This window comes from Brucella sp. NBRC 113783, from assembly GCF_040372265.1.
Lineage (GTDB): Bacteria > Pseudomonadota > Alphaproteobacteria > Rhizobiales > Rhizobiaceae > Brucella > Brucella teleogrylli.
Genome location: NZ_BAABRX010000015.1, coordinates 1 through 26,398 on the forward strand (window position 1 = coordinate 1; position 26,398 = coordinate 26,398).

Sequence of the window (26,398 nt, forward strand, 5' to 3'; positions counted from 1 at the left end):
TAAAGCCACACCGCATGAGCAACGATCTGTGGCGGAAAACGGTGACGCTTGAAGATGATATCTGATGTCTGCATCGCCAAAATTTACGCCCAAACCGTCAGGCAGGCAACTGCAGCCCAGTTAACGTCACAACACCTTCGCCCGGTGCGTAGTAAAGGGGTACGTAGGCTTCCGCTGTCACGGATCCGTGCTGCTTCGCCCAGGTGCGGGCGTAGCGCCGGACCGTGTCATAACCACCATCGTAGCCCAGATCGCGCAAATCCTCGAATATCCGGATCAGCGTCAACCGTTCACGCGACGGCTTGGCTTCATTGGCCAGCAGCATTCCATCGAGATGATCCCGCCAGGGACCCAGCTTTGGTTGAGGCTGACGGGACCGCTCGTATTTGAACTCCGCCTCTTCACTGCGCAGAACCTTCCGCACAACTTTCCGCGATATGCCCAACTCACGGCAGATCGCTTTGATCGATCTACCTTGCACACGCGCAAGCCGACGTATCTTTGAAATCGTCTCCACTACCTGCATCCAAATAGATAACCTCCGATTGAAAACCGAAGGTCATGTTACCCTCTAATAAGGGGTCCCGTTTGGATGCCGATAACCCCTAGCAAGGGGTCCTTATTCCACGCCGAATGACAGACTGCGAGGGAGTTACATTTCTGATGGATGGTGGATGGTCTTGATTTCGAGAAAATCATCCAGCCCAAAGGTGCCCCCTTCGCGGCCATTGCCGGATCGCTTGAAGCCGCCGAAGGGACTACCGTAGCGGTGTGGCCCGCCATTGATATGCACCATGCCGGCCCTGAGCCGCGCCGCCACGCGCTCGGCACGCTCGGCATTCCCCGTCTGGAGATAGGCGGCTAGGCCATAGACCGTGTCGTTGGCGATCGCGATCGCTTCCTCCTCGGTATCGAAGGGAATGATCGCCAGCACCGGCCCGAAAATCTCTTCGCGGGCGATGCGCATGTCATTGTTAACATCGGCAAAGATCGTCGGACGGACGAAATAGCCGGTCTCGAACCCTTTCGGCTTGCCGGGGCCGCCGACCAGTATGCGAGCACCTTCGGCAACGCCGGCCTCGATCAATGCCTGCACCCGACCAAACTGGATATCGGAAACGAGCGGCCCGATATGGCTGCCCTCCTCCTCGGGGTTACCGACTGCAGTTTCCTTGCCGGCCTTCTCGACAATCTCCACCACCTTGTCATAGACCGAACGCTGCACAAGCATGCGGGTCGGCGCATTGCAGGACTGGCCGGAATTGTTGAAGCACTCGTGCACGCTCGCCACGACACGATCTTCCAGATCGGCATCCTCGAAAACAAGGTTCGGCGATTTGCCGCCGAGTTCCAGCGTCACGCGCTTGACCGTATCGGCCGCGTCCTTGCTGACCGCGATGCCGGCGCGGGTCGAGCCGGTGAAGGACATCATGTCGATGTCCTTGTGCTTCGAAAGGGTGGAACCGCATTCGATGCCGTCACCATTGACGAGGTTGAAGACGCCCGCCGGGAAACCGGCCTCCTCGACCATCTCGGCATAGAGGAGCGCGTTGAGCGGTGTGAACTCCGACGGTTTCAGGATGCAGGTGCAACCCGTCGCCAGCGCCGGCACGACCTTGAGCGCAATTTGGTTGATCGGCCAGTTCCACGGCGTGATCAGCCCGCAGACGCCGATCGGCTCGCGACGCACGACGTCACCGTTCGGCAGCACTTCGCGGGCCTTCAGCCGCTTCAGTCCGTCGATGAAGGCCTGCAGATGTCCCAGTCCGACATCCGCCTGCTGCTCGGTGCTCATAGTGATCGGCGCGCCGAGTTCCAGCGTGATGGTGCGCGCCATCTCGTCGTAGCGGCGCTTGTAGATGGCGAGCAACTTTTCGAGCAGTGCGATGCGCTCGGCAAGCGAGGTCCGGCTATAGCTTGGGAAAGCGGCCTTGGCGGCGGCAACGGCGCGGTCGATATCGGCGGATGACCCCATGGAGATGACCGCAATCGGCTTTTCCGTCGCGGGATTAATCACTTCGAGGTCGCGGGACTTAACAGGTTCCACCCATTGTCCGTTGATATAGAATTTACTTTGATTGCGCATCTAAGTCTCCACTCGTGGCACGCGTTCCGCTGATGGCACTCAGGAAGGTCTTTAGGCGTGGCTCCTGGGGGCTAGTGAGTATCTGCTCCGGCGAACCGGATTCAAGGATCCGGCCATCTGCCATGATGACTACCCGATCCGATACTTCCCGGGCAAAATTCAACTCGTGGGTCGCAACGACCATGGTGATCCCAGTCATTGCTACCTCCTTCATGACTTTGAGGACCTCACCCACCAGTTCCGGGTCAAGTGCGGAAGTGGGCTCGTCAAACAAAAGAACTTGGGGGTTCATCGCCATCGCCCTGGCGATCGCCACCCGCTGCTGCTGTCCGCCGGAGAGCTCGGATGGATAGGAATTGAATTTATGGCCGAGACCCACGCGGGTGAGAAGGTCCTTGGCTGTTGCAGCTGCCTGGGCCGGAACCTGTCCTAACACTTCGACCGGCCCGAGAGCAACGTTCTGCTCGGCGGTCAGATGAGAGAAGAGGTTGAAGCGTTGGAAGACCATCCCCGTCGCGCGGCGCTGGAGAGCAATCTCGTGCTCGTCGAGCGGCAGGATGCGTTCTCCGACAACGCGGTAGCCTGCAAGCTCACCGTTTACCCAAAGCGCGCCGCTGCTGATAGCCTCCAGCTGGTTGATGCACCTTAGGAATGTTGTCTTGCCCGAACCTGAGGGACCAATGATGCAAACCACCTCCCCTTTGGCAATATCAAGATTGATGCCATTGAGAACTTCGAACGCTCCGAAGCTCTTCGCAAGGTTTGCCGCTGAAACGATGTTCAATGCCTCCCTCCCCTGCTGAAGCCACGCCCGAACCGCCTTTCCAGCTGGTACTGCCCAACCGACAAGATCGACGTAACTACGAGATACCAGAACGCCGCCACGAGCAGCATTTCGATCACCTTGAAATTGTAAAAATAGATCGACTGCATGACGAAGATCAGCTCACCAAAGCCAACGATACTCGCAAGCGACGTATTTTTCGTCAGTCCGATGAATTCGTTCCCGAGTGGAGGGATGATGACGCGCATTGCCTGAGGGAAGATGACCTTCCTTAGGGCCTTGCTTCGGGTCATGCCAATTGCTTTGGCCGCTTCATACTGTCCAGTGTCCACTGAGAGTAGCCCCGAACGAATGATCTCTGACATGTAAGCACCCGCATTGAGACCGAGACCAATAGCGGCTGCGGCGAAGGGCCCCATCAGATCGACGGTCTGCCATGAACCGAACCCTGGAAAGCCCAACACCGGAAACACTAGGGCTAGGTTGTACCACAGCAGCAATTGGAGGAGCTGCGGTGTTCCGCGAAAAAGCCAGACATACGACTTGCAGATCCAACGGTTGACGGGATTTTGAGAACCAAACCCGACGGCAAGCAACACCGCGACCGACAATCCGATCATCATGGCAACCACAGTCATCAGAATTGTGAGACCAAGGCCGAAGAACGTAATTCGTGCGAAAAGGTACTCCCTTACGACGCTCCAGTCGATCTTTGCATTCGCAAAGGCCTTGACAACGAATACCACAAAGGCAATGGCGAGTGCGCCCATCAACAATCGTAGCGGACGGAACCGTCTGATACGAACGACTTGGGCGATATCAAGAGTCGGAAAGGGGGCTGACCCAGCATCAACCGCTCCTAGGCTACGATGTTGCGTGGTCACGGTCGTCACTCCGGATCTTTATTGATTGTTGGTGTCGGATAGGCGGCTGTGGTCAGCTTCCACTTCTCAAGAAGGTTCGCATATGTGCCGTCCTCAAACTTGCGCTTGGCGGCCCAAAAGAAAGCGTCGCGAAGCACCGTGTCTTCCTTGCGGAAGGCGATGCCTTGGAAGGTGACATGAATTGGTTCACCGACCAGCTTCATAGCCCCCTTCTCCTGTTCGATGATCAGATCAATACCCTCTAAGGACTGCACCGCGGCTTGAGCCCGTCCTTGCTTAAGATTAATAATCTGCTGGCCGAGATTGTTGTCGAGAATGATCTTCAACGGCGGCCTGCCATTATCGTCACAGGTCTTCTGGGCCCATTTCTTTAGGTCGTCCGGCATAGACGTTCCCAGACTGACCGTCGCAGTATAGCCGCACAGGTCGGAAGGCACTGAGAGCGGCCCCTCTGTCATTGCGTATATTTGAGTCCCTGACTTCAGGTAGTCGATGAAGTCGGCGGTCGCCCGTCGCTCCGGGAGGTCGGAGATGCCGCTCATTACCAAGTTAACCCGTTTTGACACGAGCGCTGGTATCATTTGCTCGAACGCTCCATCAACCCATTCCGTTTCAAGCCCGAGTTCGGCTGCGATTGCATTGCCGAAATCGATATCGAAGCCAATGAGCTCGTTGCTCGTTGGATCGCGCATCTCCATTGGCGGAAACCCGGCGTTAACGGCAATGCGTACCTTCTTTGCGGTCGCTATGCGATCGGGCATAGCTGGCTGTTCGGCGGCCGGTGCCGCACTGGCATGGAAAAATGCCGCGCAAAGCAGCACCGGGACCAAATACTTCTTCATTATAGAACCCCTCTCTTCTGAGTTGCAATTTCTACAATCGGAACGGCAGCCGGATGCGGTTTCTGCCTGGAGAGGCCTTCAAGCTCGACAAGCGCCGCCTCAATGCCGCTGGGTCTGTAGGCAACGCCAATGGCGCGCATGCCAAGTTCAAGACACCCCAAGGCGCCTATAAGCTGCGGTGCACCGACATGACCCATGTGTCCGATCCGAACTGCCATGCCTTCCAAGGCACCGATACCCTCACCGAAAAGGACGCCAAACGTTTGTTTGCAGTAGTCGACAAGAGGCCGCGCCGTGCCGTCAGGCACGCGCATGACGGTTACGGCCGTAGCCTGTTCACTGGGCGTCAACACGTTCAGTTCAACGCCTCCCGTTAAGCTCCAACGATCCACCGCTGCGCGCGCCGCCTTGGCGAGCGCAGCGTGGCGGGCAATTACCGTTGTTAGTCCCTCTTCCCGGATCAACCGGATTGCCGCTTGAAACCCAAACAATAAACTGACGGGCGGCGTGCCGGAATGCCAAAAGTAATGGTCAGCGCGGTCGCGCAGCGACCAGTCCCAGTAGCTCGTTCGAAGACCGGCCATGAGATGTGCCTTGCGCGCTTTCGGGCTTACGGCATGGAAAGCGAGCCCGGGCGGAGACATAAGCGCCTTTTGAGAAGCCGCCACCGCAACGTCTACTTTCCAAGCATCAAATTGAAAATTCGTAGCCCCCAACGAGGCGATGCAGTCCACCATCAGCAGCCCGTCATGGCCGGCGCTGTCGAGTGCGCCGCGGATCGCCGGAATATCGTTGAGGACACCCGTCGCGGTGTCAACTTGCGTTGTAAGGATCGCGCGGATGCTACCGTTGGTGTCGGCCCGAAGCCGATCCTTCAGGGCTTCGCAGTCGACCGCTCGCCTCCAACTCCCCGGAAGAATCTCGATGCTGAGTCCAAGCTTCTGCGCGGTCTCAGCCCAATGAGGAGCAAAAAGACCGGATTCAAGTGCCAGGACGCGGTCTCCACGGCTGAGCGTGTTGCAAAGCGCCGCCTCCCAACCACCGTGACCGTTGGCTGTAAAAATATAGGGACGCTCACTGGTGCCGAACAGCTCTGAGAGACCTTGTAGGCAGTCCAGCGAAACATCGTGCAGCGGGCCATGATAGATATCGGTCGCAGGCCGTGACAGTGCCTGAACGACGGCACCAGGCAGTGTTGTCGGCCCTGGGATCATTAAAAGTTCCGTTCCGGATTTCAGCAACTTTTCGCTCCTCGCATCATCCCACTACATCATTGTAACGTTCGCAATTAAATGCAGGCTACTCTATTTTTGGAGTTGACTATCTTATTAGATTTGCCGCCGAACGGCTCCAAATGAAAAATTTTCGCGCATTGGCTTGAATCCGAAATGTACTAATGCGAAGGAAGTCGTTCCTTATGGAGAACGAAGCGAAATGCCTGATTCCAAAGAAGACACCCGCTCGTCGGGTGCCGAGCTGCTTCATGATGGCGAGCACTGGTTGCTACGCCCGCATATCGCCGAGCAACCCTCGCGCCGCGGGCCAGGATTGGTGCCCGCGCTGGAAAACACTATTGCCATACTCCAGTACTTGAACGGAACAGCGCCGCACGAAGCCTCCTTGGCGGAAATCGTCGCCGCGCTCGGTATTTCAAAAACCCACTGCCATTCCATTCTCAAGACACTGGTGCATTTCGAATGGCTAAAATACGATAAGCGTTCTAAAACCTACCGCTTGCATTCCGGCATTTTCACCAGCGCTTCCAGCTTACTCAATTCACCGGTCCTGGATGCGGTCCGCCGTAATCTCACCGCGCTTGTTCACCGTGTGGATATACCCTGCCTTCTGACCCAGCCAATGAATGACGGCACATACATCGTTATCGACAAATTCAACGGCCCAACCAGTATGGAACTGTCATTCCCTGTGGGGCATCGCTTTCCGCGTGACGCATGTGCGCAAATGCGGGCGTACCTAGCGTGGCAGTCACCAGAGCGTATCGATGCCTGGTTCAAAAACTGGCAGCCAACCCGTTACACCTCGCGCAGCCCCCTAACAGAAGAAGATGTGCGCGAGGGCATCGAAGCAACCCGACGCCGAGGTTATGCCGTCAGCAAAGGTGAATTCACCGAAGGCATCATGGCGATCGCCCTGCCCATCTTCGATCGGGACGGCGAGGTCTCCTATGTCTTCAATTGCTCCTTCATGATTGATCGTTTCCTGCCGCTGGAGCAATCGGTCGCGCATGAAATGCTCGTGGCGCTACGCGACATTCATCGCGATACGCTGGCGCGGCCACCAGCAGCCCCAGCTTTTGGCGGACGGTGAAACACAGGTTCCTGAAGCTAACCGCTCGCCGCGCCCCTGCTGGCGGGCTGGCGCATGATATAGCGGCCTCGCCCAGGCGCGCCCCTGAACATTCCGTTCTCAATGATGACGTCCCCACGTGACAGGACCGTGTGGACCCCGCCCCTGATCAGCTTGCCCTCGTACATCGTGTAGTCAACCGCCGAATGAAGCGACTCCACGCTGAGCCGGTGCTCAATGGCTGGATCCCACACCACGATATCCGCATCGGTGCCGATCGCGATCGTGCCCTTAGCGGGGTAGAGGCCGAACAGTTTTGCCGGCGTAGTCGAGACGATATCGACGAAACGGCTCGGGGTCAGCAAGCCTCGCACCACACCCTGCCAGACAAGCGCCATGCGCTCTTCGATACCCGGAGCCCCATTGGGAATCAGGCGGAAATCGTCCTTGCCGATGTCCTTGCCGCCCTTGAACATGAAAGGCCCGTGATCGGACGAAACGACCTGCAGGTCCCCACATTTCAATGCCTCCCAGAGAATATCCGGCTGGCCGACGGCGCGCGGAGGCGGCGTGTAGATGTACTTGCCGCCCTCGAAACCCGGCTGATCGAAAACCTCCTCGGTAATATGAAGATAGTGGCTACAGGTTTCCGCCCGCACATTGACGTTGCGTGCCCGCCCGCGCCGCACTTCTTCCAGGGCTTCCGCACAGCTGACATGAACAATATAAAGCGGCGCGCCGGCGATCTCCGCCAGCGCAATTGCGCGATTGGTCGCCTCGGCCTCGACGCGTGGGGGGCGGCTGAGCGCATGATAACGGGGCGAAAACTTGCCCTCGGCGGCAAAGCGATCACGCAGGAATTCTACCGCATCGCCATTTTCCGCGTGAACCATGACGACGACCCCGCGCCGCGCCGCTTCGTCGAACACCCGGATCATGGTACCGTCATCTACCATCGTGTCACCCTTGTAGGCCATGAACAGCTTGAAACTGGTCACGCCCTCGGCTGGCAGAGCGCCAAGTTCGGACAAGGTATTCTCCGACGGATCGGCAACGATGCTATGGAGTGCGAAATCGATGACCGCTTTCGGGTCGGCGAGCCGGCGATGTTCGGCCAGCGAAGCCAGAAGACCCTGTCCGCGGACCTGTGGGCAGAAATTAACGATACTCGTCGTGCCCCCGTGCGCCGCGGCCACGGTTCCCGTGAAGAAGTCATCGGCGGTATCAGCTAGCAGTCCTGGCGTCTGAAGGTGCGTATGGACATCCACGCCCCCTGGCATGACCAGCATGCCACGCGCATCGATGACACGCACATCCGGCGGCGCTTTGATTCGGTCAGCAATCGCCGTGATTTTCCCGTCTCTGGTCGCGACATCGGCAAGAAACATATCGCTCGCCGTCACCACCGTTCCATTTTGAATAACTGCGTCCATGCGCAAATTCCTTCCTCTTATGGCAGGCGTGCCTTCCAACGGCACGCCCTGCGATTATCGCGCGGTGTATCCGCCGTCGGCCACGAACGTTGCACCGGTGACAAAGGATGCTTGGGGTCCGAGGAGGAAGGCGACGACTGACGCGATCTCGGATGGCCGGGCAAGGCGGGCCATCGGAATGTTGCGCGCGGCCTCTTCAACCGTCAGGCCGAGCCGCTTCTGTTCTCTCTCCATCATCGGCGTGTCGACGCCGCCGGGCGCTACCGCATTGAAGCGCACACCGCGGGTCGCGTATTCCAGCGCCATAACCCGCACCAGATTGATCACGCCAGCTTTGGCGGCGCCGTAGGCTGCAAGGCCGAGTTGGCCGACGGTGCCGAGTTCGGAAGCCACGGCTACGAATGAGCCAGCGCCGCTTGCTTCCAAATGCGGTGCCGTCAGCCTCCCCAACAAATAGACGGCGCGCAGGTTGACCCGCTGCACGGCGTCCCAATCCTCAGATCGTGTTTCCGTCAGTGACGCCGTCAGGCTGACGCCGGCCACCGCAGCGACGGCGTCAAGCCGCCCTTCCGCCTCAATCACCTGCTGCACAGTCGCGGCCAGCGCCTCCTCGTCCGCGACGTCCACCGTAAGGCATCGCAGGTTGGCAGAGGGTCCAAGGTTGGACAGCATCGCGCCGTCCCTGTCGAGCGCATAGGTAATGTAGCCCTTTCCAAGCAGATCGCTCGCCGTGGCGGCTCCAATGCCGGAGGCTGCGCCAGTTACAAGGGCAACGGGTTTTTCGGTGGTCACGGTATTTCTCCAGTCTTTTGCGAAAAGGTTATTGTCCGGCATGCGCATCGTTCTGGCCCGCGAGCATCAGAACGGTGTCTCGGCGGGATGCGCCGGTGCGGGCGAGATAGATGCCCGCGCAAGTGAAGGCGAGTATCGTGAGACAGAACATCACAGCCGAGACGGCAGCGATATCGCCCTTCAAGCCCTGTCGAACAGAAGCAAGAATATAGACGGGCAAGGTCGTACTGTTGGCCGTGCCAACGAACAAAGAGACGATCACGTCGTCGAAGGACAGCGTGAAGGCGAGAAGACCACCGACCAGAAAAGCCGGCATGAGCAGCGGAAGCGTCACGGTAAAGAAAGTGATCATGGGTGTGGCGCCCAGATCGGCCGATGCCTCCTCAATCTTGCCATCCATTCCAGAAAGCCGCGCGCGGACGATGAACGCGACTATGGCACTGCCGAAGAGCGCATGAGATATGGCTATACGCATGATTCCGATCTGCAAGTCGATTTTGACGAACCAGATCAGATAGGCGACCGCCTTCACAATCTCGGGAAAGGAAATAATTGTGAGCAACAGCAGGCTCAGGGGGTAGGCAATGGCCGCCGGCCGGCGCCCAAGAATCAGGCCGCTAATTCCTCCGACGACTATGCTGAGAAGCGTTGAAAGAATTGCGACGGTTAGGCTGGTACGCAATGTGGCGAGGATATTGCCGTCCTCGAGAATGCGCCAGTACCAGCGCCACCCCGTTGCCTTCCACGCGATCAAATAATTGCCAGTGTTGAATGAGTATATCAGGACCGTCACGATGGGCAGCAACAGGAAGAAGACGACTGTCAGCGACCACGCGCCAAGCAGGATAGACTTTGCGGGGAGTATGCCGAACTTGCTCATCGGGTAGCCTTTCTCCAAAGCGTTGGAACCCGCTGGAGCCCCGACCCTACGGTGGTCATCGCCACCACCGCGACAACTAGGACGAAGACCAGCGAGAGCGACATGGCGGAGGCCAGCGGCCAGTTTTCCCCCTGCAGGAACTGTGAATAGATCAGTGTTCCCACCATCATGCCTTTCGCGCCGCCCATAAGTTCCGGCGTCACGTAGTCACCGGTCATCATGATGAAGACTACGGTCATGCCAGCCATGATACCGGGATAAGTGAGCGGCAGGGTGATGCTAAGAAAGGTTTGCCAGGGTCGAGCGTAGAGATCACGGCTCGCATCCCGGTGATCGCGCGAGAGACGCTCTATCGACACATAGATCGGCAGGATCATTACCGGGAGGAAATTGTAGACCAGCCCGAGCAGGACTGCCGCTTGGGTGAAGAGCAGGCCCTGGCCAGGGCGAAGCAGGTTCAGGCTCTGGAGAACCGCGGAAATATCGCCATTCGCGCCAAGAAGAATGCGCCAGCCCAGCATGCGAAGCAGGTAACTCGTCCAGAATGGCAGGATGACCAGTACCAGGAACCAGGGCTTTAGCCGTTCTGAGCAGCGAGTACTAATGAAATAGGCCACCGGATATCCAATCAAAAGGCATAAGAGCGACCCCGTCAGCGCATAGCGCAGACTGTCGACAAAGACAGAGCGGAATGTCTGAGAGAAGACGCCAGTGTAATTGTCGAACGTCATACCCCCGGCTGCGGAAAGGCCTCCATTGCTGCCGACCACATAGGGCGTGACGCTCTGAATAGCGATCAGGACCACGGGCGCGATGAAAAAGACGGCGTAAAGCAAGAATGGCAGAAGCACCACGGCGAAGCCGAAGCTTGCTGCCTTCCGGCCTCCGGGGGCGGACAATGCATTCGCCTGATCAGATATCGAGGTCAACTCGCGGGTCTCCCTTAAACTACTTGGAAAACGACGGATGGCGATTCCGCCATCTGACGGGACATTCTGCGTTCAGGCGAGATCGCCTGAACGCTGGTGCTGTTCGTGTATTGGGTCGACCCACAAGGGCCCCGTGCTGACCTCACTCTAATTACGCGCCGCCGCGGCCTTCAGCTCGTTGAAGATCTGGATGCGCAGCGTGGGATTGGAGCCTTCCACCTTTTGGTAGACCAAACGCTCGGTGACCCCTTCAGGAAATACGATCATGTCCTTGCGCACGAGGTCGTCAGGCAGCTTCTCAATCACGCCCTTCACGCCAGTGTCGTATCCGATATGAGCCACTTCGGCCGCGGCAACATCGGGATCCAGCATGTAGTTGATGAAAGCATGCGCGGCTGCAGTGTTCTTGGAACCGGAGGGCACCGCGTAGTGGTCACTCCACAGCACGCATTGCGGTTCCGGATAAACCCACGTGTAGCTGTCCGGATCCTGCTCGAAAATATGGCGCGAGCTACCGAGATAGCCTTGGCTAAGCACATAGTCGCCGTTAAGCAGGCCCTGGACGGGATTCGCGTCGAAAGCCTTCAAATGCGGGATGAGATCCTTCATCAATACATCCTTGGCTTCGGTCAGGCGCTTCTCGTCACCTGTGTTGTAGTCCTTGCCTTCGCGCCAGAAGACGAGGCCGAGAACACTCGGCTGGTCGTTGAGGACGGAGAGACGGCGGCTCGCAACCTCGGAGGCACCAATCCGGAAAAAGTCGTCCCAACTCTTGATCGGCTCTTTGATAACGGTGTTGTTATAGAGAATGCCGATCGTGCCGAAATTCTTCATGACCGTGTACCGGTTACCGGGATCGAACGGTAGCTTGTGGAATTCGTCGCGCAAATTTCCAAGATTAGGAAGTTTCGAATGATCTAGCTTCTGGATCAGCTTACGATTGATCATCTGTTCCACATAGGCATCGCCAACGACAACGATGTCGTAGCCGGCGGAGCCGCCGGCGATTTCCAGCTTTGCGATCGCCGCTTCGACGGAATCAAAAGTGGCGACTTGGATGCGCGGACCGGCGCCCTTGGAAAAGGCATCGAGCACGTCCGGGTTGACGTAGTCCGCCCAGGAATAGATGAATAGCGTGTCGCCCAGATCGGCATCACCCTTGAGGATGTGCGCCTTTTCGGCCAGATCCCCCTCGTCGGCTGCGATAGCAACTCCGTTGATGGACAAGGCGGCCACCCCTCCGGCAAAGGCCGCCAGGCGCAAGAAATTGCGCCGGGTCCAGTCCGCAGAGGCAAGCACGCGGATGTCGTTGTGATTATCAGTCATGGAGAGTCCCTCTAAGGTTTCAGTGACGGTTAACCGGTTGCCCCGGCTTTGCTTTTGCCCGCATCTGCATCTTCGAAGACAAAGCGGGAGGGATCGCGGATGCACATGCGCGCGTCCACGACGATATCGGGGAATGGTCTTGGCGCTTCAGTCGGCGAGCAGCGCGCCGTCACCGGACCTCCACGAGAGCCAGAGCGAACGGCCCGGTTCCGGCGCCAGTGCACTCGCAGCGCCTTGGCTGGTTTCGACTAGGATTGGTTCCGGCAGACATGTCTTGATCCGGAGGACGTGTTTCGAACCCAGAAACGTGTTTTCACTCACAACCCCGGCGAGGCGGGAGAGGCTTTCACCCTGCAATTCTGGCCGGTCCGCATGCAAAGCGATTTGCTCCGGCCTAACGACAATCGTGGCCGTCGTGCGGGGCGTTTCAGCGGGTAGAAAGACGCGATCGCCTTCCTGACCAAGTTCGAGAAGGCAACGCGTGGTGGTGCAAACCGGTCCGCTGATGAAATTCGACTGACCTACGAAATCGGCGACGAAGCGAGTGGCGGGCTTGTTGTAAAGTTCCAGCGGCGTACCGGCCTGCTCCAGACGGCCCGCGCGCATTACCGCAACCCGGTCCGATAATGCAAAAGCCTCCTGTTGGTCATGGGTGACGAAAACGAACGTGATACCGACCTCGCGCTGAATACGGCGGAGTTCCTCCTGCATAGTACCGCGAAGCTTCGCGTCGAGCGCCGCGAGTGGTTCGTCCAGTAGCAGTACCTTCGGCCGATTGACCAGAGCGCGAGCGAGCGCGACGCGCTGCTGCTGGCCCCCGGACAACTGGTTCGGACGCCGCGAGACGTAGTCGTCGAGTTGGGCGAGCCCGACGACATCAGCAATCCGCTTGCGCCGTTCTTGGCGCGGGATCTTCTTGCGGCGCAGTCCGTACTCAATGTTTTCATAGACGTCCATATGCGGGAACAGCGAATATGACTGGAAGACCATGTTGACGTCGCGCCGGTATGGCGGCACGCCGATGATGCTCTCGCCATCAAGCAGCACATCGCCCTCGCTCGGGTGCTCGAATCCGCCGATCATGCGCAGGGCCGTCGTCTTGCCGCACCCGCTGGGGCCGAGCAGAGAGAAGAACTCGCCCTTACCGATCGTCAGGTTGAGATCACGAATGACCGTTAGCGCATGGGCGCCTTGACCGAAATGCTTGTTCACGCCGCGAAAGCGAACCGCGTTTTGCTCACCTGCGTATGACTTTTTTGATCCGCTCGTTATTACTGTGGCCATGGTCAGATTCCCCTGAAATGTCCGCCGCTGACATTCATGACCGCGCCGCTCGTCCAGTCTGATCCAGGCCCCAGGAGGAACGCGACCGCATTGGCGATTGGCTCGGGTCCGCCGAAGCCGAGCGGATGCGCATCGAGATAAGCCTTGCGGCTGGCCTCGGAATAGGCGGCGCCCGTGTTACCGGTCGGCCCCGGCGTGATGGCGTTGACTAGGATGCCGTCGGATTCGAGCTGGGCCGAAAGCGAGAGGGTCAGTCCGATCAAGCCCGCCTTGGCTGTGGAATAGGCGGGCGACAGGTGCGGCGAGCCCAGGCGGGCGGCAATCGAACTGATGAACACGATCCGGCCGCGCTGCTGTGCCCGCATGGCAGGAATGACGGCGCGAGAGCAATACCAGGCCCCGTTGAGATCCACCTCAATCACGTGCCTCCACTCGGCCGTGCCTATCTCCCAGGCGCGGCCGTGGGGCGCATCCAGGGCCGCGTTATTGACGAGACCGTCGATGCGGCCGAACCGTTCGAGAACCTTTCCGGCGACAGCCTCGGCGTCTTCTGGCCGGGTGATGTCCAGGGTTAAGGCCGTGGCCGATCCTCCGGACGCAGTGATGCCAGCCGCCACTGCCTTCGCTTCGTCCGCCAAGATGTCCGTCACGACGACATGGCCGCCCTGGCGCGCAACTGTTTCGGCGATTGTCTTGCCAATACCGCGCGCGGCGCCGGTAACAATGATCACATGTTCCTTAAGCGAGCTCATGGCTTGCGATCCGGACTGCAATGCGTGCTGTCCGGCAGAGCCCGGACTTGGGAGTTGGTGATCATGAGAAGATATCCTTTCAATAAGACGGTTGGTCACGCCCAACGATGCGAGGGCGGAGCGAGCTGGTCGATGGTGCGGCCCGCCCAATCGTTGCGCGGCACGCCTGTGACGGCGCGGCACTGGGCCTCGTGAAGGGCTGCTGCCGCTTCCGCCTCGTCGACGGTCAGCACGACGCCATCCTTCACGACCTGTCCGCCGTCGACGAAGACATGGCGGACGGCGCGATCCGAGGCAGAGAAGACGAGAGAGCGCAAGGGATCCCTGCAGGGCTGCATCACGGGTGCATGGCAATCCACCATCACCAGGTCCGCCTTGGCGCCTGGTGCGATGCGGCCGATATCGGGACGGCGCAGCGCTTTCGCCCCGCCAACCGTGGCGGCGGCGAAAACATCGGCAAGCGTCGCATCCCTTGGATTGCCAGCCATGAGCCGGCCAGCGTAGATCGCAAGCCGCATTTCATCCAGCATGTTGTTCGGATAGACATCGGTACCGATACTGAGATTGACGCCCCGCTGCCGGTACAATCCGATATGGTCGAGCATGATCCCGCGCCGCGCAAAAACCGTCGGACAATGGGCAATCGTCGCGCCAGCGCTCGCGATACTGTCGAGATCGTCGGTCTTCGGCCAATGCACCCAAGGATGATGATCGAGAAAAATGCCGTGCCCGATGATTGTACGCTCGGACAGGATGCCGATCTTTTTCATGAAGCCGATTGGCGTCAGTCCATGTCGGCGCGTCATCTCGTGAAACTCGGTAAGCGATTGCCCCGCATGGGTCTGAAACGGAATGTCGAGGCGGACGGCCTCCGCATAAGCATCCCGCAGCAGTTCTTCGTCACAGGTATCGATCTGGGAAGGTGCCATCATACCAAAGAGCCGACCTGAGGGGTGCCGCGCCGCCTGCGCAATTTCGGCAAGGGCACGCTCGAAGCCTGCGCGTCCCCTCGCAACGTCCCAGGTGTAATTCAACCTGTGTCCGTTGTCCGTCACCCAGCGCGCCTGGCGAAACATCGGAGCGATACAAGCGCGGATTCCGGTCGCGGCGATCACGTCCAGCCACCCCTCCGTCGGCACCGCGAGATCGCAGACCGTCGTGACGCCGCTCCTCAGCAATTCGGCGAGGGCGACGCGATATGCTGCCTGCGTACCGGCCAGATCGCGGTCGAGAACCATCAGATATTCGTAAAGGGAGGTATTATAGAAGCCGGGACTGCCGACCTCGTCCCAAAGCCCCTTATTCAGCGGCTCCTCTCCGGGATGCGAATGGGTGTTGACCAGCCCGGGCATGACCATAAAGCCTTGCCCGTCCAGCACCTCTGCCCCGTCGGCATCGAGATCGTGGCCGACCGCCACGATAGATCGACCGAAGGCGATGTCCACGTCGCGCCGATAGACGTGCCCGCCCTGTTCGTCATCCCAGGAGACCACGCAGTGGGCACGGCGAATGATTTTTGTAACTTTGTCTATGGCAGTCATCATGCGTTCCGTACATAGAACAGTATTCTGGATAAAGACCATGGTTGCGATGTGGCAGCCGTTTGTCAAGACAAATTTCTGGCGTAATTCGAGAGCGCAACGTCTAGATTACTTGGTTGACAAAATAACGAAAGTGGCTATCGTTTCCTCTTACAGAACATCATTCTTTATACGGAATGCAAATGACCGAAACGAAGCCATTGATTACCGTTATTCGCAATTGCGAATGGCTGGTTGCCTGGGATCCCAAAAACGCATCGCATGTCTATGAGAACCATAGCGATTTCGCCTTTACCGAAAATCGCATTGTGCATGTGGGCAAGTCATACGACGGCCCATTCGATACTGAGATAGACGGCAGACGGCGCATGGTCATGCCTGGTTTCGTCAATCTCCACAGCCATCCCGGCCATGAACCCGGCTGGAAGGGGATGCTCGAGGAACTCGGCAGCCCGAAACTGGGGCAAAGCTCGCTCTACGAGTTCATGCCCGTCTTCAACGTTGCTCCCGAATATGCGCCTCACGCCTGCCGCGTAGCGGTTTCTGAACTGCTGAAGAGCGGTGTCACGACGATCTGCGATCTTGGCGGCGCAAGGGAAGGATGGGCCGCAGACTATGCCGCAATGGGTATCCGGGCGGTTCTATGGGCGATGTTCCGCTCAGGTCCCTGGTATACCAAGGACGGGCATTCGGTCGGCTACGATCTGGATATTGCCCGCGGCGACCGTCTGCTTCGCGAGGCGATTGCGGCGGCGGACGAAGCGTCCGCCCATGCCAGCGGTCGCATCCAGGGTTTCATCGCGCCAGCCCAGGTCGATACCTGCACCGAGGGGCAGATTCTCGATGCTTTGGCAGCGGCGCGCGAGCGGGGGCAGCCGATCCAGATCCACGCTGCCCAATCCGTCATCGAATTCCAAGAGATCCTCAAGCGCTACGGCGAAACGCCGATCGGCTGGCTGGGCAAGATCGGGGCGCTTGGCGAGGATACCGTCATCGGGCACGGAATTTTTCTCAACGATCACCCTTTCCTGCACTATCCCCATGCGGACGACTTCTTGGTCCTGCGTGACAGCGGTGCCCAAGTCGCCCATTGCCCGGTGGTCTTTGCCCGGCGTGGCATCGCCATGAACACCTTGCACCGCTACCGTCAGGCTGGCATTCGATGTGGCATCGGCACGGATACCTTCCCGCACAACATGCTCGATGAATTGCGGATGGCCTGCTACGCGGGACGCATCGTAGCAGGCAGCTTTACCGCTGCTAGCACGGCGGAGGCCTTCACGGCTGCGACAGCCGGGGGCGCCGACATAATACGCCGGCCCGATCTCGGTCGGCTGGCCCCCGGATGCAAGGCAGATTTTTCGATCGTCGACATGACCAATCCCTACATGCAGCCCGATTACGATCCGTTGCGGAGCCTCGTCTATTCGGCAAACGACCGTGCGATCCGCGATGTCTACGTGGACGGGGTGAGGCTAGTCGCCGACGGAAAGCTGATTGCATTCGACATTGAAGAAGACATCGAAATGCTGCGCAGGGCGCAACGCGAGGTCATCTCCAACGCGCCGGCGCGCGATTGGGCCGGCCGCTCCATCGAAGCGATGTCGCCCCGCGTCTTCCCCATCCGCCCGTGAAAGCTGGAACTCTCGCACATCAACAGGAGAATTTGGATGTCCATCACCCGTCACCACAGTAGCAATCGTATGAGTCAGGTCGTTGAATTCCCGCTGAGCGGCACCATGGTCGTGCTTGCGGGGCAGGTATCTTCTGATCGCGACCTAGACGTTGCCGGACAGACCGCCAATATCCTCGCCCGCGTCGATGCCTTACTGGCCGAGGTCGGCACCGGTAAGGCCGCTATCACCCATGCATATATCTGGCTAAAGCACGGCGCGGATTTCGATGCTATGAACAGCGTCTGGGACCTGTGGGTCGCGCCAGATGCCGCGCCCGCGCGGGCCTGCGTGGAGGCGCCGCTCGCCGATCCCCGCCTGCTCGTCGAGATCCAGATCTTTGCACTGAAGCCCTAACTGTTCCCGGAAGTCCCTCCTCCCAAGAGCCGCCGAGCGCGCCCTCCTGCTAAACTGGAGGTGACGGGCGTTCTTACCCCATGCCAAGCCACAAGCCCTGATTTACGTCAATGGAGACAATAATGTCGGCCACTCCCCGCATCACTATAGACCCTGACTTCGTCGAGAAACTGATTCTCGACATGGCCCAGCACGGATCCGACGGCGGAACCGGGGTCTCTCGCACGGTCTATTCCCCGGAATGGGTGGAGGCGACGAAGCTTTACGCCCGCTGGTGCGAGGAGGCCGGCCTGATCGCGCAGATGGACAGTGTCGGCAATGTGTGGGGGCGTCTGGAAGGCAGCGAGCCGGGCAAGTCGATCGTTTCGGGTTCACACATCGATTCGCAGACCCCTGGCGGGCGCTACGACGGCATTCTCGGTGCACTCGCGGCGCTGATTGCGCTCAAGGCATTAAAGAAACAGTTCGGCCAGCCGAAGCACACGCTGGAATGCATCGCGTTCTGCGAAGAGGAATCGAGCCGGTTTCCCTCCGCTAATTTCTGGGGTTCGCGCGCTATCACGGGCGGCACCCGGCCCGACGATCCGCAGACTACCATCGGCTTCGGCGGCGAGACGATCGCCAGCGCCATGCGAGAGGTGGGCCTTGATCCGGCGCTCATTCCGGAGGCCAGGCGCGCCGATATCGACAGTTTCATCGAACTGCATATCGAGCAGGGTCCGATCCTTGAACACGCGAACCTACCGGTTGCGGTGGTGACCGGCATTACCGGTATCCGACATTACGAAATCGAACTGCGTGGCACCCAGAACCATGCCGGCGCTTTCCCGATGGACCTGCGCCGCGATCCCATGGCGGGTTTCGCCGAGATTGCCGCAGGCGTGGTCGATACTGCCCATCGATGGGGCCGTCCCGCAGTATCGACGGTCGGGCGTGTGCAAGTGAAACCCAACGCTACGGCCATCATCCCTGATAGCGTAACCTTTACGCTGGACGCGCGCCACCCCGATCCGGATCTGTGTCAGAAACTCTACGACACCCATGAAGCCTTCATGCGGGAGGTGGCGAAGCGTCGTAACCTGGAGATCAGCTGGAAGATTATGATTGACCACCCGGCCTGCCCTTCTGATCCGATGCTTGTTTCGACGCTTAGGGCCGCGGCGGATATGCAGGGAGTGCCGACGATGCTGATGGCAAGCGGTGCCGGTCATGATTCGCAGCAAATGGCGAAGATTGCAAAGGTGGCGATGATCTTCGTACGCAGCAAGGACGGGCGCAGCCACACCCCAGACGAGTATTCATCCATCGAAGACATCGTCGCCGGCATCGAAGTGCTCGCAGCCGGCCTTCATCGCTTGGCCTATTGAGGAGGTCGGGATGTCCACATCACCTCTCACCCCCCGGCGCAACCTGCTCGGATTTGCCGGCCGACCGCCTGACCCGCAGTGGCCGAACGGCGCAAGGCTGGCCATCCAGTTCGTTATCAATTACGAGGAAGGAGGCGAAAACTGCGTCCTCGACGGCGACGGCGGCTCAGAGGCCTTCCTCACGGAAGAGCCGACCTTGCCGCTTGCCGGGAGGCGTAATATCAATGTCGAATCCCAGTATGAATACGGGAGCCGCGCCGGGTTCTGGCGGCTGCATCGGCTTATGACGGAGCGTGGTCTTCCTGTCACCGTATTCGGCATTGCCAACGCTCTGCGAAAGAATTTGGCCGCAGTCTCCGCCATGAAGGATGCTGGATGGGAAATCGCTTCGCATGGTCTGAAGTGGATTAACTATGCCGACATGCCGGAAGCCGAGGAACGCCGGCAGATCCTGGAGGCGATCCGCATCCACACGGAAGCCACTGGCGAGCGGCCCCAAGGCTGGTATACTGGCAGGATGAGCATGAATACCCGTCGTATCCTGTCCGAACTCGGCGGTTTCGCTTACGATTCGGATTCCTTTTCCGATGACCTTCCGTACTGGGTCAGCGACAATGGCGAGCCTCAACTTGTGGTGCCCTACACACTCGATAACAATGACGGGCGCTACGTCAACGGCTTCGGGCTCCAGGCACAGGATTTCGCCACATACCTGACACGGGCTTGTGACCTTCTGCGCAAGGAGGGGCGGACTCAGCCGAAGATGATGAATGTGGGCCTTCACTGCCGGATTACTGGAAAGCCCGGACGTGCCGCCGATCTTGAGCGCTTTCTCGACTACGTCACGACACTCGAAGACGTCTGGGTGGCACGTCGCATCGACATCGCCTCACACTGGCGAACCGTGCATCCCCCTTCCGAAGGGCGCAGGTCATGAAAAACGGCACGCCGCATCGTCTCGAACCTCGAAAGGAAATCGAAGGATGACGGCATCATGCAGTCCTTCGCCGGCGACGGCCTGAACACAGCCTAGTACGCTCGCCTCCTCTCTCCACACGGTTGGACAGTCTACTATGTCTCGGTCATCGGAACCGACTGGCTTCGCTGGAGATTCAGCGGTCCCTAGGTCAAAACGCCGTAAATCCGGCAAGTGACGGACAACACACTTCATTTCGGCGATCCTGGCCCTAAAGCGACCACTTGGTGCAGGGACATTGTGATGAACGAGCCCGGGCTATCCGACGGATTGAGACGTTGCACCGCCGTGGTCGTCGGCTCCACCAGTGCGGGGACATTTTAAACGGCGCCTTCCTAGCACGCTTTACCGCACGACAAAGTTTGGCGGAGGCAGCGCAAAAAGGGCGCTCGTGTCGCCTCCATCGTCATCGGACATCGCGGCACGCTTGTCGAGCTAGCAGCATTGTTGACGCTTCCGAGCTCTAATCCCCCGACATGAGGACAGCCTCATCGAGGATAGGATGATGAGAACCCACCCAAGCACGAGCATAGTACCTTGAAAAAGGGGCAAATCATCGCTCGTGGTGGTCAATCTGTCCGCAGGATGCTCAGACGTACGCTTCACCAACATCCGCACAGGAGGGGCGCGCTTGACTTTAAGGGCAGTGCTTCCCCTCCCGCTTATCACCCCCGGCTTTCCCAAGTAGCGGGATTTTGTACAAACCGCGGGCAATTTACTCTGAGCCTCTCAGAGACGAAAGGCCCCCTCATCGAGTTCGACGACGATACGCGCTCTTGTTACGGCCGCGTTCCTAACGATCTTCGAGAGTTCGGTGACGTTGCTTGCCGTCTCATGCTCCCAATCGAACGCCGTAGCGATTGACTTGAAATCGGGTGTAAAAATCCTGACGCCGAGCGGATCGATATCCGCGCGCACCATGGCCTTTTCGATCTCAAGATAACCGTTGTTGTTCCAGAGGACCAAGATCATCGGCGCACCCTGCTCTGTCACACTTCCCAGTTCTGCTAGTGTGAACTGCAATCCGCCATCGCCCATGAGTGCTACGACCGGCAGTTCGGGAGCGGCGATTCTTGCCCCTAAAGCTGCCGGGAGTCCGTAGCCCAATGTCCCATAGCCTGTTGCAGAATTGAAAAAAGTTCTTGGAGCCGCAGCCTCGAAGCCCATGCAACCCGCATAAACTGGCTGGTTAGAATCCCCGACGATCACGACGCCTGGAAGTGTGTCGCGAAGTGTTTCGAGCATTTTGATTTGTACCCGCTGGGCAGCGGTTAGCTCGCTCGCTAGGGCGTCCCGGGCACTTGAAGCCGCCGTCTGGCCCCAGCCATCAGCCTCGCGCGGTTGCACTGCCGCGTTTAGAGCCTCTATTGTAGCCTTGCTGTCGCCGACGAGCCGGATCGCGGGTCGCAAAGACCGCATCAGCTGTTCCGGATCGATATCAATCCTTACGAGCTTCTCACCAAGATAACGGCGGGACTTCAGCGTTTTATCGAAGTCAGTCGGACCAAGTTCGGTTCCTATAGCAAGAATGACATCAGCCCTCTCCATCAGGTCCAGTGCCGCTAGACTCGCTGCGCTGACCGATAGACCCAACGGGTGTCCGGCCGCCAGAATTCCACGGCCGTTAATTGTCATCAAGACAGGTGCCTTCAGACGAGAGGCGAGGTCGTCGATTTCCTGCGCTGCTCCCGTTGCACCGCCGCCTGCGATTAAGAGCGGACGTTGCGAATTGTTCAAGTACTGCGCGGCCTCGATGATTGCTTTCGCATGCGCTGTGGGAGGCGCGGTCGAAACGCGATCATGAGATGGCCTCACAAAATCTACCTCCCTTGCAAGCATTTCGACGGGTAATTCGATGTGAATGGGCCTAGGGCGTGACGAATCGAAGGCAGCAAACGCGCGTGCAAGGACCGTTTCGAATTCGTTCGGGTCATGAATGGTATGACTAAAAGCCGTCACCTGACGCATGAGTTGGCGTTGGTCAGGCAGCTCGTGTAGGTGGCCCTCCCCCGATCCCAATGCGCCTGCGGAATTCACAGTCGAAATGACCAGCATGGGGATAGAATCGCTGTAAGCTTGGCCCATCGCAGTGGCGATGTTGGTGAGGCCGGGGCCTGTGATAATAAAGCAAACTCCGGGTTTTCCGGAAACGCGGGCGTATCCATCTGCCATGAAGCCTGCGCCCTGTTCATGTCGAGGGGTTACGTGACGAATTCCGCTGCCCGTGAGCCCACGGTAGAGCTCGAGTGTATGTACCCCCGGAATGCCAAAAACATACTCGACACCGTAATGGGCTAGGCATTCTACGACGAATTGACCGAACTTCTTCATGTTGCTTCACCATTGGTTTCAAGAATTTGACAGCAACCTGCAGCCAGAACCTCGCAGCCCAGTACGATGTCGTCTTCCTGTGTGTCTTCGTCGACATGATGGCTAACGCCGCCGATACTGGGAACGAACAGCATGCCCGCTGGCATGATGCGCGCCAGAATCTGAGCATCATGTCCGGCGCCGCTCGGCATACGCTGCCATTGCCTCGGCGCCATACGGGAGGCGACGCTCTCGAGCGTATCCTGGAAATTGGAGTTCATCTCGTGCGGCTCGCTCTCCGCCAGAAGTTCGAGCTCGACCTCGCAAGGTCCCGTCTTTCTTGTAATCGCGACCAGATCCTCCAGTGCCACGCGCATCCGAGCAAGAACGGCCGGGTCGGCATCACGCACCTGCAGCAGCATTTCTGCATGATTTGGGATGATGCTCACTTGGCCGGGATCAAGCCTGATGTTGCCAACCGTCCAGACGGTACGCTCCGCCGCCAGTTGCCGAAACCGTTCGTCGATTGCGTGGGCAAAGGAAACCAGTGTCACGCCGGCGTCCCGGCGAACTGCCATGCGAGTAGTACCCGCATGATTGCTTTCCCCCGAAAACCGCACGCGGTACTGGTGAATGCCTACAATGCAAGTGACGACGCCGAGCTTCAACCCCCGCGCTTCTAGATCGTCGCCTTGCTCGATATGGGCTTCAAGATAGCCGAGATACCGGGACGGATCGATGGCTCGCCGATCAAGATGCGCGAGGCCAGCGTCGGCGAGCGCCTCGCGGAGCGTCTCCCCGGTCGTAAGGTTGCGGGCGATATCGATCTCATCTTCATCCAGAGCGCCGATCGCCGAGCGGCTGCCGAGAAAGCTCGCAAAATGTGCCTCCTCGTCAGCGAAAACGGCAGCGTCCACTCCCGCGCCGCCGGGCGTGCCCGCTTCTACGAATGCCCGGGCAATTTCCAATCCGTAGATGACGCCCATCGCGCCATCAAGCCAACCGGCATGATTCTGCGAGTCGGAATGCGAGCCGACGAGAAGCCGCCGCCGCGCAGAAGTGTTTTCGCCGACGATGTTGCCGATCCCGTCCATGCGTGACGAGAGGCCGGCTTCCTGCATACGCGCCACCAGCCAGCGGCGCGCCGCCATATCCTCCGGCGAAAAGGTGGGGCGATGGACACCTGTCTTGTAGGCTCCGAACGTACGGAGCCGGTGCAGGTCGGCGAGGAGGCGGTCCGGTTTGATGATGATGGCGGGCATGGCTCTATCGCTTGCCGAGATGAGGCCTCGGCACGTCCTTCGAAGTGAGGTTAACATATGGTCGGCAGCCGCTCAGGCGGCGTCCTGCTTCTTGCTGACGACCGCCGCCAGGAACGCTTTGGTTCGAGCCTCCTGCGGATCTTCTAATACCTGCTCGGGCGGGCCGGTCTCCACCACGCGTCCGTCCGCCATAAACACGATCTTGTCCGCCACCTCGCGGGCGAAGTTCAGCTCGTGTGTGACGATGACCATGGTCATACCTGTCGCCGCGACATCACGCATGACCGCTAACACTTCGCCGACGAGTTCGGCATCGAGAGCGGATGTCGGTTCGTCGAAGAGCATCAACCGTGGCTGCATCGCTAGCGCCCGGGCGATCGCGACCCGCTGCTGCTGCCCACCCGATAAGTTGTTGGGAAAGGCGTCGGCCCGGTCGCCGAGCCCGACGCGGGCAAGAAGGCCCATCGCCGTGTCCCGCGCGGCCTGCCGGTCCTGCCGCAGGACCCGCGTCGGCCCTTCCATGACGTTCTCCAGCGCCGTCATGTGCGGAAAGAGATTGAACCGCTGAAACACCATGCCAGTGATCCGGCGCTGGCGGGCGATCTCCTTGTCGGTCAGGCGGTGCACGACATCGTTCTCGACGCGGTATCCGGTCAGTTCGCCGTCGAGATAGAGCGCTCCCATCTCGATCGTCTCCAGCTGGTTGATGCAGCGCAAAAACGTGGTCTTGCCCGATCCGGAAGGGCCGACGATGCAAACGACCTCGCCCGGCATGATCTCGATGTTGATATCGTGAAGGACCTGGTGGTCGCCAAATTTCTTGCCGAGCCTGACGGCCGATACGAGGGGTTTCATCCGTGCCTCCCGCTGTTTGCGAAGCCGCGCGCGAAACGCTTTTCAATCCACATCTGCACGACGGAAAGAAGGGAAACGATCGCCAGATACCAGATGGTGGCGACAAACAGCATCTCCATGATCTTGGCGTTGCTGTAATAGATGTCCTGGGCCGTTCCGAGCAGTTCGCCGAACCCGATGATGCTGGCAAGCGCTGTCACCTTCAGCAGGCCGATGAACTCGTTGCCGAGCGGTGGCACGACCACGCGCATCGCCTGCGGTAGGATGATCCGGCGCAAAGTATCGGAGTAAGTCATGCCGATCGACTTGGCCGCCTCGTACTGGCCGATATCGACGGCCAGCATGCCGGAGCGGATGATCTCGGACGTGTAGGCGCCCTGATTGAGACTCAGAGCGATGAGCGTCGCGGCAAGCGGTGTCATCACGACTACCGTCTTGGCTTCCCACAGGCCGGGAATACCGATCGTCGGAAAAACAAGGGCGAGATTGTACCAAATGAGGAGCTGTAGGATCATGGGCGCGCCGCGGAACAGCCATGTGTAGAACATGGCGGCTGAGGACAGCACCATGTTCCGCGAGGAACGGGCAATGGCGGTCAGGATGCCGATGACGATGCCGATCGCCATGGCGATCACCGAGATGACGACGGTGGTGACCGCACCCCTCATGATGCGCTCGCTGAACATGTACTCCCCGACGACCGGCCAGTCGATGGTGCCGACCGCGAATGCGTAACCGATGTAGGCTCCCGCAGCCAGCAGGACGGCGGCGGTTGCAAGGCGCCCGAGGTGAAGCGGGCGCGCATGCTTGAGTTTCGAGATGTCAATGACGTCCATATTCGGCTTTCGCTGGTCGTTTGTCCGGTCTTCGAGAGGGAACGAGAGCGTCACGGCGCATCACCCGCATTGACGGTGGGCGCATCGAGCGCACTGGCGTCGAGGCCCCATTTTTTGACGATCTGGAGATATTCCCCGGACTTGAACAGGTCCTCGAGCGTCTTGAGGATCGTATCACGCAGTTCAGTGTCTTCCTTGTTGAAGCCGATGCCGATGCGCACGTTGGTGAACGGCTTGCCGACGACGCGGAAGGGGCCATCCGTACTCGCGAGCACGGTTGGGATCGCTTCGGTGCCCTGCACAGCGCCGACCGCGCGCCCCTGGTTGATATAGAGGAACTCGGATGCCATGTCGGTGTCGGTGATCACGTCGATGGCAGGAAGGCCGGCGGCAACACAGTTTTCTTCGCTCCATTTTTTGACCGAGTCTGGATATGTCGTGCCGCGATTGGTGGTAACGACCTTACCGCAGAAATCCTTCGGCTCCTGGATCTCAGTGTTCTTGTCGAGCGTGTAGAAAGTAGTGCCAGCGCTGAGGTAATCGACGAAGTCAAAGCTCTCGCGGCGTTTCGGCGTGTCGTACATCCCGCTTATGATGAGGTTGATGCGGCGCGATTGCAGGTTGGGTGTGAGGCCCTCGAAGCGGGAATGGACGAATTCGACTTCCAGCCCGAGCTTGGTCGCGATTGCGCGGATGAGGTCGACGTCGAAACCGACGAGTTCGTTCGTCTTGGGATCGATGAACTCCATCGGCGGGTGGTCGCGCTCGGTGCCAACAATCAGTTTGCCGGAGTCCTTGATGTCCTTCGGCACGGTTTGGGCGAAGACGCCGCCGGTAAATAGCGTGGCGGCGAGGGCTGCGGTAGCTAGAATTCCAATTTTACGCATTGTTCCCTCTTTATTTTGGTTTGACTGATATTGAA

Annotated in this window: 23 protein-coding genes and 2 pseudogenes; 5 read left to right on the top strand and 20 right to left on the bottom strand. The window is 59.1% G+C overall.

The annotated features are described in order from the left end of the window. The 7 genes and pseudogenes from ABWW11_RS25310 to ABWW11_RS23590 form a co-directional block, all read right to left on the bottom strand. Window positions 1–74 (bottom strand): annotated as a pseudogene (locus tag ABWW11_RS25310) (IS6 family transposase); the annotation flags it as partial. 62 nt (window positions 75–136) lie between these two features. Continuing rightward, window positions 137–526: pseudogene (locus ABWW11_RS23565) on the bottom strand (IS21 family transposase); the annotation flags it as partial. A 126-nt stretch (window positions 527–652) separates the two neighbouring features. After that, window positions 653–2,086, bottom strand: coding sequence for an aldehyde dehydrogenase family protein (locus tag ABWW11_RS23570; protein WP_319080925.1), 1,434 nt, complete (start codon window positions 2,084–2,086; stop codon window positions 653–655). Continuing rightward, a complete protein-coding gene (locus ABWW11_RS23575; RefSeq protein WP_319080924.1) occupies window positions 2,070–2,870 on the bottom strand; it encodes an amino acid ABC transporter ATP-binding protein in 801 nt (266 codons plus the stop codon). The genes ABWW11_RS23570 and ABWW11_RS23575 overlap by 17 nt, the downstream gene beginning before the upstream one ends. Next, complete coding sequence (locus tag ABWW11_RS23580) at window positions 2,867–3,640, bottom strand: amino acid ABC transporter permease (protein ID WP_109365693.1); 774 nt, start codon at window positions 3,638–3,640, stop codon at window positions 2,867–2,869. The genes ABWW11_RS23575 and ABWW11_RS23580 overlap by 4 nt, the downstream gene beginning before the upstream one ends. Window positions 3,641–3,759: 119 nt before the next feature. Beyond that, window positions 3,760–4,596, bottom strand: a complete 837-nt coding sequence (locus ABWW11_RS23585; protein WP_319080923.1) for an ABC transporter substrate-binding protein — start codon at window positions 4,594–4,596, stop codon at window positions 3,760–3,762. Then, complete coding sequence (locus ABWW11_RS23590; RefSeq protein WP_244597017.1) at window positions 4,596–5,837, bottom strand: pyridoxal-phosphate-dependent aminotransferase family protein; 1,242 nt, start codon at window positions 5,835–5,837, stop codon at window positions 4,596–4,598. Before ABWW11_RS23590 ends, ABWW11_RS23585 begins: the two co-directional genes overlap by 1 nt. 193 nt (window positions 5,838–6,030) lie before the next feature. On the opposite strand from ABWW11_RS23590, the gene ABWW11_RS23595 reads away from it, so the two are divergent. Then, window positions 6,031–6,924 carry an IclR family transcriptional regulator gene (locus ABWW11_RS23595; protein ID WP_109365690.1) on the top strand — a complete coding sequence of 298 codons (894 nt, stop codon included), beginning with the start codon at window positions 6,031–6,033 and terminating at the stop codon, window positions 6,922–6,924. Between the two features lie 17 nt (window positions 6,925–6,941). Here the strand turns inward: ABWW11_RS23595 and hydA are convergent, their stop codons facing one another. The 8 genes from hydA to ABWW11_RS23635 form a co-directional block, all read right to left on the bottom strand. Then, window positions 6,942–8,336 carry a dihydropyrimidinase gene (hydA, locus tag ABWW11_RS23600; protein WP_112808358.1) on the bottom strand — a complete coding sequence of 465 codons (1,395 nt, stop codon included), beginning with the start codon at window positions 8,334–8,336 and terminating at the stop codon, window positions 6,942–6,944. A gap of 54 nt (window positions 8,337–8,390) precedes the next feature. Beyond that, the gene (locus ABWW11_RS23605; protein ID WP_181375959.1) at window positions 8,391–9,170 is read right to left on the bottom strand and encodes an SDR family NAD(P)-dependent oxidoreductase; all 780 of its coding nucleotides are present in this window, start codon (window positions 9,168–9,170) and stop codon (window positions 8,391–8,393) included. Beyond that, window positions 9,157–10,008, bottom strand: a complete 852-nt coding sequence (locus tag ABWW11_RS23610) for an ABC transporter permease (protein ID WP_109365687.1) — start codon at window positions 10,006–10,008, stop codon at window positions 9,157–9,159. Before ABWW11_RS23610 ends, ABWW11_RS23605 begins: the two co-directional genes overlap by 14 nt. Further along, window positions 10,005–10,937 (bottom strand): ABC transporter permease, encoded by a 933-nt coding sequence (locus ABWW11_RS23615; protein WP_109365686.1) that lies wholly within the window; start codon window positions 10,935–10,937, stop codon window positions 10,005–10,007. The genes ABWW11_RS23610 and ABWW11_RS23615 overlap by 4 nt, the downstream gene beginning before the upstream one ends. Before the next feature lie 147 nt (window positions 10,938–11,084). After that, on the bottom strand, window positions 11,085–12,263 hold the full coding sequence (locus tag ABWW11_RS23620) for an ABC transporter substrate-binding protein (RefSeq protein WP_109365685.1): 1,179 nt from the start codon (window positions 12,261–12,263) through the stop codon (window positions 11,085–11,087). Window positions 12,264–12,410: 147 nt separating this feature from the next. Then, the gene (locus ABWW11_RS23625; protein WP_109365684.1) at window positions 12,411–13,547 is read right to left on the bottom strand and encodes an ABC transporter ATP-binding protein; all 1,137 of its coding nucleotides are present in this window, start codon (window positions 13,545–13,547) and stop codon (window positions 12,411–12,413) included. A 2-nt stretch (window positions 13,548–13,549) separates the two neighbouring features. Next, window positions 13,550–14,299 carry an SDR family NAD(P)-dependent oxidoreductase gene (locus ABWW11_RS23630; protein ID WP_109365683.1) on the bottom strand — a complete coding sequence of 250 codons (750 nt, stop codon included), beginning with the start codon at window positions 14,297–14,299 and terminating at the stop codon, window positions 13,550–13,552. 95 nt (window positions 14,300–14,394) lie between these two features. After that, window positions 14,395–15,840, bottom strand: a complete 1,446-nt coding sequence (locus ABWW11_RS23635) for an amidohydrolase family protein (RefSeq protein WP_319080920.1) — start codon at window positions 15,838–15,840, stop codon at window positions 14,395–14,397. 182 nt (window positions 15,841–16,022) lie between these two features. Here ABWW11_RS23635 and ABWW11_RS23640 point away from each other — a divergent pair, with 182 nt between their 5' ends. From ABWW11_RS23640 to puuE, 4 genes are all read left to right on the top strand, one after another. Then, on the top strand, window positions 16,023–17,474 hold the full coding sequence (locus ABWW11_RS23640; RefSeq protein ID WP_319080919.1) for an amidohydrolase family protein: 1,452 nt from the start codon (window positions 16,023–16,025) through the stop codon (window positions 17,472–17,474). Between the two features lie 36 nt (window positions 17,475–17,510). Further along, window positions 17,511–17,870 (top strand): RidA family protein, encoded by a 360-nt coding sequence (locus tag ABWW11_RS23645; protein ID WP_109365680.1) that lies wholly within the window; start codon window positions 17,511–17,513, stop codon window positions 17,868–17,870. A gap of 122 nt (window positions 17,871–17,992) precedes the next feature. Further along, entirely contained in the window at window positions 17,993–19,237 is a 1,245-nt protein-coding gene (locus ABWW11_RS23650) for a hydantoinase/carbamoylase family amidase (RefSeq protein ID WP_109365679.1), read from the top strand. A gap of 10 nt (window positions 19,238–19,247) precedes the next feature. Then, entirely contained in the window at window positions 19,248–20,174 is a 927-nt protein-coding gene (gene puuE / locus ABWW11_RS23655) for an allantoinase PuuE (protein ID WP_109365678.1), read from the top strand. 768 nt (window positions 20,175–20,942) lie between these two features. Here the strand turns inward: puuE and ABWW11_RS23660 are convergent. The 5 genes from ABWW11_RS23660 to ABWW11_RS23680 all read right to left on the bottom strand — a co-directional run bounded on the left by ABWW11_RS23660 (window position 20,943) and on the right by ABWW11_RS23680 (window position 26,363). Beyond that, window positions 20,943–22,544, bottom strand: a complete 1,602-nt coding sequence (locus ABWW11_RS23660) for a 5-guanidino-2-oxopentanoate decarboxylase (RefSeq protein WP_109365677.1) — start codon at window positions 22,542–22,544, stop codon at window positions 20,943–20,945. After that, a complete protein-coding gene (locus tag ABWW11_RS23665; protein WP_109365676.1) occupies window positions 22,541–23,785 on the bottom strand; it encodes a hydantoinase/carbamoylase family amidase in 1,245 nt (414 codons plus the stop codon). The genes ABWW11_RS23660 and ABWW11_RS23665 overlap by 4 nt, the downstream gene beginning before the upstream one ends. A gap of 72 nt (window positions 23,786–23,857) precedes the next feature. Next, window positions 23,858–24,640 carry an amino acid ABC transporter ATP-binding protein gene (locus ABWW11_RS23670; protein WP_109365675.1) on the bottom strand — a complete coding sequence of 261 codons (783 nt, stop codon included), beginning with the start codon at window positions 24,638–24,640 and terminating at the stop codon, window positions 23,858–23,860. After that, a complete protein-coding gene (locus ABWW11_RS23675) occupies window positions 24,637–25,476 on the bottom strand; it encodes an amino acid ABC transporter permease (RefSeq protein WP_109365674.1) in 840 nt (279 codons plus the stop codon). The genes ABWW11_RS23670 and ABWW11_RS23675 overlap by 4 nt, the downstream gene beginning before the upstream one ends. A 50-nt stretch (window positions 25,477–25,526) precedes the next feature. Then, the gene (locus ABWW11_RS23680; RefSeq protein ID WP_109365673.1) at window positions 25,527–26,363 is read right to left on the bottom strand and encodes an ABC transporter substrate-binding protein; all 837 of its coding nucleotides are present in this window, start codon (window positions 26,361–26,363) and stop codon (window positions 25,527–25,529) included. Between the last annotated feature and the right edge of the window lie 35 nt (window positions 26,364–26,398).